The following is a 13,001-nucleotide window of genomic DNA, read 5'->3' as shown; positions in this document are numbered from 1 at the left end:
CCGCCACACAACAAAAAAACCGCATGCGGCCCCCTGTGCCCATCCTTCCGGGTCGGTCCATGAAGCACGCTGCAAATTCAACAGATGTTTCTGACGGGGCTTTTTTTAAGGATTCAGGACGTCCTGCCTTCCCGAACACAGGCAGTGCCCGGAACCTTTTACTGCTTATCAGTCGTTTCCCGCCCCGGTAAAATCGGGCGCGGCAATGCCGGATTGCGCAAGCTGGGCGCATAGTTCCGCCTGCAGGCGTGCCAGCGCCGTCCCCGTTGTTCCTTCCGCCCGGGCTGTCAGCGCCGCCTGCGTGTTGGAGGCACGCAGCAGCCACCACCCATCCGGCGTCGAGACACGCACGCCATCAATGGCGCAGACCGTGGCCCCGGTTTTTTCCAGCCGGGCCGCCACTTCCGCAATCACGGCGAATTTGCGTGATTCCGGGCAGTCAAACCGCAGTTCGGGCGTGGAAACGCGGGCAGGCAGCGCCGTGCGCAGGGCCGAAAGCGGGGTTTTGAGATGGCTGACCATCTCCAGCACGCGGACGGCCGCATACAGCGCGTCATCAAATCCATACCAGTGATCTGCAAAAAAGAAGTGGCCCGACATCTCGCCCGCCAGCGGGGCATCCGTTTCCGCCATCCTGGTCTTTATGGGGGAATGGCCTGATTTCCACATGAGCGGCGTGCCGCCGGCACGGGCTATCTCGTCAAACAGGATCTGGCTTGCCTTGACATCGGCAATGATCGTGGCCCCTGGGCGTGTACGCAGCACGTCACGCGCCAGAAGCACCAGCAACTGGTCGGCCCAGATGATGGTGCCGGTCTCATCCACCACGCCAAGCCGGTCGGCATCGCCATCAAAGGCCAGGCCGATATCCGCCTTCTCCGCCCGTACCGCAGCGGCAAGCTGGCGCATGTTGGCGGGTATGGTGGGGTCGGGGTGATGGGCGGGGAAATGACCGTCAATATCACCATTAAGGATATGGTGCGTGCCGGGCAGTCGTGCCACCAGCATGGACAGGACATCCCCTGCCGCACTATTGGCATTGTCCCACACCACCTTCAGCGGGCGCGGACCACTGCCCTGGTCGCGCAGCAGGCGCGTGACATAAGCGGGCCTTATGTCCACGTCCCGCACGGTGCCGGAGCGATGGGGAATGACATCGCCCGCAGCGGACAGCCGCCCCAGTTCCCTGATCTGCGCGCCAAAGAATGGCCTGTTGGCGCGCACCATCTTGAAGCCGTTGTAGTCCGGCGGGTTATGGCTGCCCGTAACCATGACCGCCGCGTCCGCCCCCAGGGCAATCGCGGCAAAATACAGCATCGGCGTCGGCCCGCAGCCAATGCGCTGCACCGCCATGCCGGACGCCATCGCGCCCTCCACAAGCACGTGCTCGAGGGACGGAGACGAAAGCCGACCGTCATGGCCAATGACAAGGCGCCTGCCCCCTGCCCGTGCCACCAGGCTTGCGAACGTGCGGCCGATGGCATGGGCATCTTCCGGGCCAAGGGTCTTTCCCACAATCCCGCGGATATCGTACTCCCGCAGGGTTGTGGGGTCGAACCGATGCCGGAAGGTCATTTATACTTTTTCAGGAATTCCCGCACGTCGCCAGCCAGTTCCTCGCGCTCCAGCGCAAAGGCGATCTGGGCTTCCAGGAAGCCGACCTTGCTGCCGCAGTCGAAGCGCTTGCCTTCGTAGCGGTAACCATGGAACGGCACATGCCCGATGGTCTTGGCCATGGCATCCGTCAGCTGGACTTCACCACCGGCACCCTTTTCCAGCTTGGCAAGGTGCTTGAGCACATCCGCCGTCAGCACGTAGCGGCCGATCACGGACAGGGTGGAGGGCGCGTCCTTCGGATCGGGCTTCTCGACCAGGCCCTTGACCTCGACGGTCTTGCCGTCATCCTTGCCGATATCCAGAATGCCGTAGCTGCCGGTCTGCTCACGCGGCACTTCGGTCACGGCCAGCACGTTGCCGCCGGTCTTGTTATACACTTCGACCAGCTGGCCGATGCACGACTTCTTGCTCTGCACCACGTCATCGGGCAGCAGGATGGCAAACGGGTCGTTGCCGATGAACTCACGCGCACACCAGATGGCATGGCCCAGGCCCAGCGGCTCCTGCTGGCGGACGGACAGCATGGAACCCGGGGTAACGCGGGTCGCTTCCAGTGCCTTCAGCGCCGATGCCTTCTTGCGGGCCTTCAGCGTGTCTTCCAGTTCGTAGGAAATATCGAAATAATCGATCAGGGAATCCTTGCCCCGGCTGGAAACGAGGCAGAATTCCTCGATCCCGGCTTCGCGTGCCTCATCAATCGCATACTGGATGAGCGGACGGTCAACGACGGTCAGCATTTCCTTGGGCACGCACTTCGTGGCGGGCAGGAAGCGTGTTCCAAGACCGGCAACCGGCAATACGGCTTTTTTAAGGGGCTTAATCACTAATATTTACCTCAAGATGCATGACAGGAACAGGCAACCGCCCCAATCGTCTGGTTTTCAATACGAAAACAGGCAGCGGGCTGTTGCCAGAGGGCAAGGATGTAGCGTGCTTCATCAGGACCAGATATGACTTAAATCAAGATTCTTCCCCGACGACAGCTTCCGTTGTCGTGGTTTCAACTTTTTGTAACAATTCCATGCATGGAATGTCATGTGCGGTTTTTCACGCGCCTTGGGGCAAGACAGGCATTTTGTGGGAAAGGATCATGGCTTTTTTGTGACGCCGGTTCCGCCCCGTCCGTGAATTGCGTGTCCTGGCAGGCAGATATGCGCGCGCCGGGCCTGTTTTCCGTGTATCCGGCCAGCCAGACGGCATGACGCGCGGCAAGGCCATCGGGCTTCCCCATCCGGGGAAGAGGCATTGTCATCATATTTTCAGGAAATCAGGTTGGTGCGGCCAAGAAGACTCGAACTTCCACGGGGTTGCCCCCACAAGCACCTCAAGCTTGCGCGTCTACCATTCCGCCATGGCCGCAACGTGACAACGATGATCGACTGGGCGATACCGTCATGACGATGAAGGGGCGTATAACCGATGGAAGGCGCGCGGGCAATGACTGAAAACGAGTTTTTATGGCATAAGGCGCCAGATCTGGTTCCCTATCCCGCCGCACTGGCGGAAATGGAGGCACAGGCCCGCGGAATCCGTGAAGGAACGCTGCCTGAGCGCGTCTGGCTGCTGGAACATCCCCCCACCTATACCGCTGGCACGTCGGCAAAGGAATCGGACCTGTTCAATCCGCGTGGCTATCCCACCTATCCCGCCGGGCGGGGTGGGCAGTGGACCTATCACGGTCCCGGCCAGCGGGTGGCCTATGCCATGCTGGACCTGGCGAAGCCCCATGGCATGGTGCCGGCGCGCGACCTGCGGGCCTATGTGCACGGGCTGGAGGAATGGCTGATCCGCACGCTTGCGCGCTTTGACGTGGCGGGTGAGCGCCGGGCCGACCGTATTGGCGTATGGGTGGTCGATCCCGCCACGGGGCGGGAGGAAAAGGTGGCGGCCATTGGCGTGCGCGTGTCGCGCTGGGTCAGCTGGCATGGGGTGGCGCTCAACGTGGCGCCGGACCTGACCGATTTTGGCGGTATCGTGCCCTGTGGCATCAGCGATTACGGCGTGACCAGCCTGGCGAAGCTGGGCAGGCACCCCACGATGGCGGAGGTGGATGTGGCACTGGCCGCGACCTGGCCGGAGTGCTTCGGCCCGATTCCCGGTGCGCGGGAATGACCCCGCGCACCGGCCTCACGCCTAATTGCTGGCGGAGAGGGTAAACATCGCGTCAGGCCAGGGCTGGCCGCTGGCGGTTGCGTCCGTCAGGTCCAGGCGGATGTGCTGGCGTTCCACATCCGTCATCTCGATGACCAGAAGCGACAGCGTGCCCCCGATATCGGAAAAGCCGAGTGTAAGAATCCCCTGCGAGGGACTGTCGGACCGGGCAAGCGAGACCTGCAGGCTGTTCGTGCCATGCTGTACCGCCGTCACCACGATCTGGCCCGACAGATGGACCGGCTGCTCCAGGATCAGCCCCAGCGGCTGATGGCCCAGTGACATGCGGGTCACCGATTCGCGCCGGTGGTCCACAAACAGCAGGTGACCATTCGCCGCGACCAGCTTCATGGCCCCCGGCGTGGTATAGTCCAGCCGCAGGCGGCCGGGATCATAGTGCAGCATCCCCTCCCCCTTGCCGCCATCGGGCCAGGTCTGGACAAAACCGGCCTGCAGCCCGCGGGATGTGTTCAGATAGGTCTCGACGCGCGCGATGTCGCCGCGCTGGTCGGGTGTCTGTCCGGGCACGCCGGCGCAGGCGGCCAGCAGGGTCAGCAGCCCGCCCATCATCAGCCGCCGCGTGGCGAAGGGGAAAGCGGGCTTCATGCCACCGCCATCCGTGCCTGTTCGTCCGGCGTGCGCAGCACGAGGGAGAGCGCATGCATCCCCCCCGCGAACTCCGCCGCCAGCAGGTCATGTACCATGCGCGAGCGCTGGACGCGGCCCACGCCTTCGAATGCGGGGCTGACCACAAGCACATTGTAGTGACTTTCGCCCGCCTGCACGCCATTGTCGCGCATGTGGACGTGATGGGCGTGGCGGGCGCTGTCATCCTTGATCTGCAGTTCCACGGGGGAGAGGTGTTCGCGCAGGATGCGATCGATCCGTCCGGCCCGTCCGGTTGCTTGCTGTTCCATTGGCGGCTCCATGATAGCGGGATCATTCATTGCACAGCTTCGCTCTTGCACGAAGCATGGACAGGCGCACATAACGACAATGATGAAGAGAAGGAACACCCGGCATCGCGCCTTTGACCCCGACCCGGATGCGCCGGAGCGCTGCTGCGACATGCATGGCTGCGACCAGCCCGCAGGCTACCGCGCCCCGCGTTCGCGTGATGCGCTGAACAGTTATTTCTGGTTCTGCCTGGAACATGTGCGCGAATACAACGCGCGCTGGGACTATTATCGTGGCATGAGTCCCGGCCAGATCGAGGCCCATATCCGGGCCGATACGTCATGGAACCGCCCCTCGTGGAAGCTGGGCCAGGGCAAGGCCGCCCATACGTTCAGCGAGGAAGACCTGCTTGACCCCCTCGACCTGCTCAGGGGGGCCGCAAAGGCGCGGGCACGCGCCGCGCGCCGCAGGCACGAGGAAGACCGCCGGATGGACGCCCCGCAGGCGCTCAAATATCCACTGGGCGTGCTTGATCTGGGCTGGCCCGTGTCGATGGAGGAACTCAAGGCCCGGTACAAGGACCTCGCCCGCCGCCATCACCCCGACGCCAATGGCGGAGACCGCAGGGCGGAGGAACGTTTCAAGGGCATAAACATTGCCTATGCGACGGTGCGCGCCCATCTTGCAGCCAATCCCGGGCGCGAGGACATGGCCCGCACCGCCTGATGGCGCGTGGGGCGGGCCGCACTGGCAGGCCGGTTGCATACATGCCTATAATCAGCGCCCGGCATGCTGGCCCCGTGCTGGCCTGACGGGCCAAAACAGACGAAGTGACGGACGAGAACAAAGCAGATGAACGAACCCGCAGACCTGACAACTGCCGCAGTGGATGCCAACGGCACGCCGCTTCCCGCCATTTCGGCCGTCTCCGCCCCGGATCTGCAGGTCTCGGCGCGTGAAGTGTTCGGCATTGACAGCGACATGAAGGTTCCGGCTTTTTCCGTGCGCACGGAACATGTGCCCGAAATCGATCCTTCCTATAAATTCGACCATGACACCACGCTGGCCATCCTGGCCGGGTTTGCCTACAACCGCCGCGTCATGGTCCAGGGCTATCACGGCACGGGCAAGTCATCGCATATCGAGCAGGTGGCCGCGCGCCTGAACTGGCCCAGCGTGCGCATCAACCTTGACAGCCATATCTCGCGCATCGACCTGATCGGCAAGGATGCGATCGTGCTGAAGGATGGCAAGCAGATCACCGAATTCCGCGAAGGGCTGCTGCCCTGGGGCCTGCAGCATCCCTGCGCGCTGGTATTCGATGAATACGATGCCGGCCGCCCGGACGTCATGTTCGTCATCCAGCGCGTGCTGGAGGTGGAGGGCCACCTGACGCTGCTGGACCAGAACCGTGTCATCCGCCCCCATCCCTTCTTCCGCCTGTTCGCCACCGCCAATACCGTGGGCCTGGGCGATACGACCGGGCTGTATCACGGCACCCAGCAGATCAATCAGGGCCAGATGGACCGCTGGAACATCGTGACCACGCTGAACTACCTGCCCCACGCGCAGGAAACCGCCATCGTGCTGGCCAAGATGGGCATCGACCCCAAAAAGGACGAGGCCGGGCGCAGGCGGGTGGAAAGCATGGTGGCGCTGGCGGACCTGACGCGCTCGGGCTTCATCGCGGGGGACATCTCCACCGTTATGTCACCGCGCACGGTGATCAGCTGGGCGCAGAATTTCGAGATTTTCAAAGATCTTGCCTTCGCCTTCCGCGTTACCTTCCTTAACAAGTGCGACGAGGCCGAACGCCCCACGGTGGCGGAATATTACCAGCGCTGCTTCAACGCCAGCCCGCTGGCACCCCGGGGTTGATGGCAGGGCAGGCAGTTCATGCGTGAGAACCGGAAAAACGTTCCCGACCCCCAGGCCGAGCGTGAGGCCCGGCAGGCCGAAAGCTTCAAGCGCGCAACCGTAGGGGCGGTGCGCGCCATGGGCGGGCAGGCGCAGGCCGAGGTCTCGTTCCTCAACGGTCCCGTGCCCTCGGGGGTATCCGTTACCGGCACGCATGTGCGCCTGCCCCACCCCGCGCGCAAGATGACGGATGCGGAAATGACCCGCATGCGGGGGGCGGCCGATGCCGCCGCCCTGCGCCTGCGCCATCATGACACGGGTCTGCATGACCGTGCCCGCCCGCCCGCGGGTGAGGCGCGTGAGGTATATGACGTGCTGGAACAGGCGCGGGTGGAAAGCCTGGGTGCACGGCACATGGCGGGGGTTGCCGCCAATCTTGATGCGCGCTTAGCACAGGAATGCGCCGATCTGGGGCTGGACCGCCTGCCCAGCCATACAAGGCTGCCCACCCCCCTCGCCCTGGGGCTGCTGGCGCGTGCGCGCATGTCCGGCCAGCCGGTGGTCGAACCCATGCGGGAGATCATGGCGCGCTGGCAGGATGACCTGCCACCCGCCGCCCGCCGCGCGCTGGACGAGATGGCGCGCCGTCAGGACAGCCAGAGTGAATTCGCGCAGGCCGCCTGCAGGCTGCTGATGGCCTGTTCGCTGCTGGAGCAGGAAACCACGCCCGATGAGGCCGCCGACGACGGCACGGCCGAGGCCGAGGCCGCCAGCAGCGAGGATGAGGAACAGGCCGAGGATACAACCCCCGAGTCCCAGGACGAAGGCCCGGAAGAGGACGACAGTGCCCAGCCCATGCAGATGTCACAGGGCACGGGCGCTGGTGATGACGAGCCGGAGGATGGCGAGCAGGGCGGCACGGCCAGCGGTTCGGAAGAAGCTGGTGGCCCCGGTGAGGAAGACGCGGCGCAGGAGGACATGCCCGTCGGCTATCGTGCCTTCACCACCGTGTATGATGAGGAAATTGCCGCCGAGGACCTGTGCGACGCGGAAGAACTGTCCCGCCTGCGCCAGACGCTGGACCAGCAGCTGGTCAGCATGCAGGGTGTCGTGTCCAAGCTGGCCAACCGGCTGCAGCGCAAGCTCATGGCGCAGCAGACACGGGCGTGGGAGTTCGATCTGGAGGAAGGCATGCTTGATGCCGGCCGCCTGTCGCGCATCGTGGTCAATCCCATGCTGTCGCTGTCCTACAAGCGTGAACGGGATACGGATTTCCGGGATACGGTCGTGACCCTGCTGATCGACAATTCGGGGTCCATGCGCGGGCGGCCGATCTCGGTTGCCGCCATGTGCGGCGATATCCTGGCCCGCACGCTGGAGCGCTGCGCGGTAAAGGTGGAAGTACTGGGCTTTACCACGCGCGCGTGGAAGGGCGGCCGCAGCCGGGAGGCCTGGATACAGGCGGGCAAACCCGAAAATCCCGGCCGGCTCAATGACCTGCGCCACATCGTGTACAAGGCCGCCGACATGCCGTGGCGGCGCGCGCGGCGCAACCTTGGCCTTATGCTGCGCGAGGGACTGCTCAAGGAAAACATTGATGGCGAGGCCCTGCTCTGGGCGCAGCGCAGGCTGGCCACGCGGGCCGAGGCACGGCGGATCCTGATGGTCATTTCCGATGGCGCGCCGGTGGATGACAGCACGCTGTCCGCCAATCCCGGTTCCTATCTGGAAAACCATCTGCGTGAAGTGATTGCCCATATCGAGACGCGCACCACCACCGAACTGCTGGCCATCGGCATTGGCCATGACGTGACACGCTATTACCGCCGCGCGGTCACCATTACCGACCCCGAGGAACTGGGCGGCACGATGATGAAGAAGCTGTCCGAACTGTTTGCCGAGGAAGCAGCGCGCGGGAAGCCCCGCCGCGGCGGCTGAACCGCGCGCCCCTGTGCCCCGCTCCGGTCATGGAGCGGGGTTTTTCATGTTCAGGCCGCGACAAGCCTGCGGTCGGCCAGTTCCAGCAGGGCATCGAGCATGCGGTCGACATCGGCCGTGGTGGTGCGGTGGTTGACAATGGCGGCCCGCACCGCCTTGTGGCCGTTGATGATGGTGGTGGACGGTGCCGCAATCCCGCTTTCATGCAGGTCCTTCACCACCTCGCCATTGAAATGGTCCAGATCCGCCACGGGTGCGATGATGCGGAAGCACACGATATTCAGTGTGACCGGCGCCAGCAGTTCCAGCCGCGGGTTGGCTTCGACCATGCGGGCAAGATGGCGGGCTATGGCGCAGCAGTTGGCAATCATGTCCCCCATGCCATCCGCGCCATAGGTGCCCAGCGTCATCCACACCTTGAGCGCCCGGAACCCGCGTGACAGGTCCGGTCCCAGGTCGCAGTACCATGGCGCATTGGTGGCAAGGCCACGGTCCTCACGCGCAAGATAGGCGCGTGACTGGGCAAAGGCCGCTGCCTGCGCGCCGGGCCTGCGTACCAGGATACAGCCCGCGTCGTACTGCACCTGTGCCCATTTATGGAAGTCGAAGGCAACACTGTCGGCGCGTTCCAGCCCGCGCAGCATCGGCCGCAGCGTGTCGGACAGCATGGCCAGCGCGCCGAATGCGCCATCGACATGAAACCAGATATTCTCCCGCGCCGCGATATCGGCCAGGCCATCCAGGTCATCAATCGCCCCGGTATCCACCGTGCCTGCCGTGCCAATCACCATGAACGGCTCCAGCCCCGCCGCCCGGTCACGGGCAATGGCCTGTTCCAGTTCGGGCAGGATCATGCGGTTATCCGCATCGATCCCGATCACGCGCAGGCTGTCGGTACCCAGCCCCGTCAGGTCGAAAGCACGGGATATGCAGCCATGGGCGGTGGCGGCGGCATAGCCCACCAGCGGGCGCGTGCCCACGCCCTGCGCGCGCATGGCCAGCCCGTCCGGCACGGCGCGGCTGGCGGTGATCACGGCAATCATGTTGGCCATGGATGACCCGGTGACCAGCAGGCCCGTGGTTTCGGCCGGGAAGCCGCACATCTCGGCCGCCCAGCGGATGACCTCGCGCTCGACCTCGATCGGGGCATGGTCGCGGCCGCCGCAATTGGCGTTCAGCCCGCCCGCCAGCAGTTCGGCCAGCATGCCCACTGCGGTGCCCCCGCCATGCACCCAGCCCATGAAGCCGGGGTGGATGTTGCCGGTGGAATAGGGTTCCACCAGTTCACGGAAGCGGGCGTAGAGTTCCTGTGGCGGGGTGGGTTCGTGCGGCAGGCCGGTGCGCAGCTGTTCACGCAGGGCGGTGGGCATGGGTTGCCAGACCGGGCGCGCGCGCAGGGTGGACAGGCGGTTGAACATGTCATCCACCATCTGGTGGCCCAGTGCACGCAGCGCGTCCCAGTTATCCGGGTCCAGTCCTGTCATCTTTCCTACCCATCCATGCGGTTGTCTATGGCGTGCCTACATAGGGGGGATTGGGGCCTGCGTGCAATGCGGTGTCATTCCGTTCCTTCCGCCTGCGCGCCCAGGCGGCGGGCAAGGGTGGCGCAGACAAAAAGCTGGATCTGGTGGTAGATCATGACCGGCAGCACGATCAGCCCCACATCGGCATGCGCGAACAGCACGCTGGCAATCGGCACGCCCGATGCCAGCGATTTCTTGGACCCGCAGAACAGGATCGCCACCCTGTCCGCCCGCCCGAAGCCCCCCATGCGCCCCACCAGCCGCGTCAGCCCCAGCACGATGGCCAGGATGAGCATGTCCACCAGCGCCACGCGGGCCAGTTGCATGGGTGGCAGGCGGTGCCACAGTCCCTGCACCACCGCCTCGCTGAAGGCGGTATAGACCACCACGAGGATCGAACCCCGGTCGGAAAAGGACAGCAGCTTCCTGTGCCGGTGCGCCCAGGCCCCGATCCATGGCTGCGCCACCTGCCCCGCGATGAAGGGGACGAGCAGTTGCAGCACGATCGGCCCGATGCCCCCGCCCCCTGCCGCCGCATGCCGCGCCAGTACAAGGCCGACCAGCAGCGGTGTCAGGAAAATGCCCAGTATGTTGGACAGCGTGGCCGAACAGATGGCCGCCGCCACGCTGCCGCGCGCAATCGAGGTAAAGGCGATGGAGGACTGCACGGTGGAGGGCAGGCAGCACAGGAAGAGCACCCCCGTCCACATCGGGCCGTCCAGCAGGCCGGGCACGAGGGCATGCAGCCCCATGCCCAGCAGGGGGAAAAGGGCAAACGTGCACAGCCCGATGGCCAGATGGATTCGCCAGTCCATCATCCCCTCCACCACCGCGCGGCGCGACAGGCGCGCGCCCTGGAGGAAGAACATGTTCGCAATCATGATGAGGGCAAGCATGTTGAACACGCCCACCCCCGCGCCACGACAGGGCACGACGCTGGCCAGTGTCACGGTGGCAAGCAGGCACAGGAGAAAAGAGTCGAGCTTGCGGAACATGATTGATGCCTGCGGTAGGAAACTGTGATGGCCGCCCATATCATATCGCATTGCATCTGGCCTGTAATCACGCCAACTTGTGCCGCAAATGAAGACATTCCTCCTTACCACCGCCATCGCCGCCCTGTCCTGCATCGGGGTGGCGCGGGCAACCGCCCTGCCCGCAACCTGTGGCCATGTTAGCATGGCCGCCAGCCAGCCCCATGGGGCCGGTTCCCTGTCCGGACATGGCTATGACCTGTCGCTTGCGGGTGACGAGGACCGGAAGTTCCACGCGACCGACATCGCGGCCACGGGCACGGGCCTTGACCCCCAGGCCCTGCGGGATATGGAGGACGTGGCCTCCCTCGTCATGCTTGCCACCCTGACCGGGCACCATTCGGAGGGATGCGCGCAGGCGTATTTCACCGCCGCCGCCACCCCCATCATGGAGGGCCTGCGCGCGGGGCGCAGCTATGACCTGACATGGCAGGACGGCCTGCTGACCAGCGGGCAGACAAAACTGTCCTTCCATCGCGCGCACCTGCATCTGGTTGGTGCCAGAAGCGACACTACGCCCGCCACGCTGACGCTGGATACACAGGGCATTGGCATAACCGGCACCCACAATATCCTGCTGGCCAGCGCCCTGCCCCAGCAGGCCACGGCCAATGCCTCGGTCCCCGGTTCGGCGCTGGTACCGCTGGCCGCCGCCATTACCGGCCATCCGGGGCAGAACGTCATGGTGCCGCTGCATGTCTCCGCGCTGAACGCGCAGCGCGGCAGCATGCAGATCACGGGCAATGGCGATGCCAACCTGACCGGCAATACCGATGCCTCTTCCGCCACCGGGCACATACAGGTGCAGAACCTTGACGCGGTGATCGACACCCTGCGCAACGCGGGCCAGACACGCGCCAGTGCCGCACTGGTGCTGGCCAAGCTGTTCGGGCACAAGGCGGCATCGGGCGGTACGTCATGGGATGTAAGCTGGGAGGGCGGGGTCATGACCGTCAACCACATTCCCCTGCCCATTCATTAGGTCCGCGTTCACCGCCCTGCGGGAAACAGTGCCCGCGGCCCTGCCCTTTCAGCCATGCGGGGCCAGGAAAGGCTCGACTGCCTGCAGGAACTGCTGCGGCTGTTCTATGGCGGGCCCGTGACCGCATGCGGGGATCACGACCAGTCTGGCGCCCTTTATCCGGTTTGCGAAATCCTGGCCATCGGCAAGGGGTATGATCTGGTCATCGTGCCCCCAGACCACAAGCGTGGGAACCGTGATGCGCGCAATCTGCTCATCAAGGAAAGTCGCCGGATCATTGACATTGCGCAGGAAGCTGTCCTGCGTGTACTGGCTGCCTTCAGCAAGGCGGGTCTCGAAGGAGTCTTTCACCATCGCGTCGGTAATCAGGGCGTGATCATGGAACAGCACGCCCAGGCCAGTGCGCGTGCCCTCAATGGACAGGGCATGGCTGAAAGGCAGTGGTCCCTTGCTGAACAGGCTCTGGTGGCCCGCGGCATCGGTCAGCACTAGTTTTTCAGGCCGGGCCATGGCAGGATTGTTTTCCGCCTCTACCGTGTAAAGCCCTGCGATCCAGCCCCCCAGCGATTCACCGGCCAGCATGAAATGGGTGACATGGCGGGCCTTGAGGAAGCCATCAAGCATATCCACCCAGGTCTGCACGCCATAGGCGACCAGGGGCTTGTCCGACTGCCCGAAGCCGAGTTGGTCCATGGCCAGAACATGGTAATGTCGGGCCAGTTCGGGAATAACGTTGCCCCAGTCAAACCGCGCATTGCTGCCCAGACCATGCACAAGAACCAGATCGGGTCCGTGACCTGCCTCTATGAAGCGGATCGTCTGGCCATGTACGCGCACGCTCTGCATGCCGTCGGCCGCATGGGCGCAGGACAGGCCGCCCATCACGCCCGATACCAGCGCCAGTGCGCCTGCAAGGCGGCGTATCCCTTTATGAATCATGGCATCTCCATCCCTTTTTCCGCCCCGTTCCGAACAGCAGGAACGACGGGCCATGCAACGAAA

General features: G+C 64.4%; 12 protein-coding genes and 1 tRNA gene. 5 read left to right on the top strand and 8 right to left on the bottom strand.

The features are described 5' to 3' along the window. Window positions 1-168: 168 nt before the first annotated feature. The 3 genes from pgmG to CFR78_RS08310 form a co-directional block, all read right to left on the bottom strand. Window positions 169-1,575 carry a phosphoglucomutase/phosphomannomutase PgmG gene (gene pgmG, locus CFR78_RS08325; protein ID WP_034928313.1) on the bottom strand — a complete coding sequence of 469 codons (1,407 nt, stop codon included), beginning with the start codon at window positions 1,573-1,575 and terminating at the stop codon, window positions 169-171. After that, a complete protein-coding gene (gene galU / locus CFR78_RS08320; protein WP_034928315.1) occupies window positions 1,572-2,441 on the bottom strand; it encodes a UTP--glucose-1-phosphate uridylyltransferase GalU in 870 nt (289 codons plus the stop codon). The genes pgmG and galU overlap by 4 nt, the downstream gene beginning before the upstream one ends. 449 nt (window positions 2,442-2,890) lie before the next feature. Beyond that, a tRNA-Leu gene (locus tag CFR78_RS08310) sits at window positions 2,891-2,976 on the bottom strand. Between the two features lie 60 nt (window positions 2,977-3,036). Between CFR78_RS08310 and lipB the strand changes: the two genes are divergently transcribed. After that, the gene (lipB, locus tag CFR78_RS08305; protein ID WP_034928320.1) at window positions 3,037-3,729 is read left to right on the top strand and encodes a lipoyl(octanoyl) transferase LipB; all 693 of its coding nucleotides are present in this window, start codon (window positions 3,037-3,039) and stop codon (window positions 3,727-3,729) included. A gap of 21 nt (window positions 3,730-3,750) precedes the next feature. Here lipB and CFR78_RS08300 read toward each other — a convergent pair whose 3' ends face one another. Both CFR78_RS08300 and CFR78_RS08295 read right to left on the bottom strand, forming a co-directional pair. Further along, the gene (locus CFR78_RS08300) at window positions 3,751-4,374 is read right to left on the bottom strand and encodes a LolA family protein (RefSeq protein WP_034928323.1); all 624 of its coding nucleotides are present in this window, start codon (window positions 4,372-4,374) and stop codon (window positions 3,751-3,753) included. Next, complete coding sequence (locus CFR78_RS08295; RefSeq protein WP_007400556.1) at window positions 4,371-4,685, bottom strand: BolA family protein; 315 nt, start codon at window positions 4,683-4,685, stop codon at window positions 4,371-4,373. Before CFR78_RS08295 ends, CFR78_RS08300 begins: the two co-directional genes overlap by 4 nt. Window positions 4,686-4,764: 79 nt before the next feature. Between CFR78_RS08295 and CFR78_RS08290 the strand changes: the two genes are divergently transcribed. The 3 genes from CFR78_RS08290 (at window position 4,765) to CFR78_RS08280 (ending at window position 8,460) form a co-directional block, all read left to right on the top strand. After that, window positions 4,765-5,391 (top strand): J domain-containing protein, encoded by a 627-nt coding sequence (locus CFR78_RS08290; RefSeq protein WP_007400557.1) that lies wholly within the window; start codon window positions 4,765-4,767, stop codon window positions 5,389-5,391. Between the two features lie 126 nt (window positions 5,392-5,517). Further along, complete coding sequence (gene cobS, locus CFR78_RS08285) at window positions 5,518-6,543, top strand: cobaltochelatase subunit CobS (RefSeq protein WP_007400558.1); 1,026 nt, start codon at window positions 5,518-5,520, stop codon at window positions 6,541-6,543. A gap of 18 nt (window positions 6,544-6,561) precedes the next feature. Continuing rightward, a complete protein-coding gene (locus CFR78_RS08280) occupies window positions 6,562-8,460 on the top strand; it encodes a cobaltochelatase CobT-related protein (protein ID WP_034928326.1) in 1,899 nt (632 codons plus the stop codon). Between the two features lie 50 nt (window positions 8,461-8,510). Here CFR78_RS08280 and CFR78_RS08275 read toward each other — a convergent pair whose 3' ends face one another. After that, complete coding sequence (locus CFR78_RS08275; protein ID WP_034928328.1) at window positions 8,511-9,944, bottom strand: pyridoxal phosphate-dependent decarboxylase family protein; 1,434 nt, start codon at window positions 9,942-9,944, stop codon at window positions 8,511-8,513. Between the two features lie 74 nt (window positions 9,945-10,018). Next, window positions 10,019-10,978: a bile acid:sodium symporter family protein gene (locus tag CFR78_RS08270; RefSeq protein ID WP_034928427.1), complete on the bottom strand. Its 960-nt coding sequence runs from the start codon at window positions 10,976-10,978 to the stop codon at window positions 10,019-10,021. 88 nt (window positions 10,979-11,066) lie between these two features. Between CFR78_RS08270 and CFR78_RS08265 the strand changes: the two genes are divergently transcribed. After that, window positions 11,067-11,999: a hypothetical protein gene (locus CFR78_RS08265; RefSeq protein WP_034928331.1), complete on the top strand. Its 933-nt coding sequence runs from the start codon at window positions 11,067-11,069 to the stop codon at window positions 11,997-11,999. A 48-nt stretch (window positions 12,000-12,047) separates the two neighbouring features. On the opposite strand, the gene CFR78_RS08260 is transcribed toward CFR78_RS08265, so the two are convergent. Next, a complete protein-coding gene (locus CFR78_RS08260; RefSeq protein WP_007400563.1) occupies window positions 12,048-12,938 on the bottom strand; it encodes an alpha/beta fold hydrolase in 891 nt (296 codons plus the stop codon). Window positions 12,939-13,001: the final 63 nt, after the last annotated feature.

The sequence above is a fragment of the Komagataeibacter rhaeticus genome, assembly GCF_003207855.1.
GTDB classification, from domain to species: Bacteria; Pseudomonadota; Alphaproteobacteria; order Acetobacterales; family Acetobacteraceae; genus Komagataeibacter; species Komagataeibacter rhaeticus.
The sequence above is the reverse complement of the archived record's forward strand: the minus strand, read 5'-3'. Positions and strand labels throughout refer to the sequence as shown.

Excerpts from the sequence above, each read along its gene's own strand:
- pgmG (WP_034928313.1), bottom strand. The coding sequence starts at position 1,575 with ATGACCTTCCGGCATCGGTTCGACCCCACAACCCTGCGGGAGTACGAT.
- lipB (WP_034928320.1), top strand. The coding sequence starts at position 3,037 with ATGGAAGGCGCGCGGGCAATGACTGAAAACGAGTTTTTATGGCATAAG.
- CFR78_RS08300 (WP_034928323.1), bottom strand. The coding sequence starts at position 4,374 with ATGAAGCCCGCTTTCCCCTTCGCCACGCGGCGGCTGATGATGGGCGGG.
- CFR78_RS08295 (WP_007400556.1), bottom strand. The coding sequence starts at position 4,685 with ATGGAACAGCAAGCAACCGGACGGGCCGGACGGATCGATCGCATCCTG.
- CFR78_RS08290 (WP_007400557.1), top strand. The coding sequence starts at position 4,765 with ATGATGAAGAGAAGGAACACCCGGCATCGCGCCTTTGACCCCGACCCG.
- cobS (WP_007400558.1), top strand. The coding sequence starts at position 5,518 with ATGAACGAACCCGCAGACCTGACAACTGCCGCAGTGGATGCCAACGGC.
- CFR78_RS08280 (WP_034928326.1), top strand. The coding sequence starts at position 6,562 with ATGCGTGAGAACCGGAAAAACGTTCCCGACCCCCAGGCCGAGCGTGAG.
- CFR78_RS08275 (WP_034928328.1), bottom strand. The coding sequence starts at position 9,944 with ATGACAGGACTGGACCCGGATAACTGGGACGCGCTGCGTGCACTGGGC.
- CFR78_RS08270 (WP_034928427.1), bottom strand. The coding sequence starts at position 10,978 with ATGTTCCGCAAGCTCGACTCTTTTCTCCTGTGCCTGCTTGCCACCGTG.
- CFR78_RS08265 (WP_034928331.1), top strand. The coding sequence starts at position 11,067 with ATGAAGACATTCCTCCTTACCACCGCCATCGCCGCCCTGTCCTGCATC.
- CFR78_RS08260 (WP_007400563.1), bottom strand. The coding sequence starts at position 12,938 with ATGATTCATAAAGGGATACGCCGCCTTGCAGGCGCACTGGCGCTGGTA.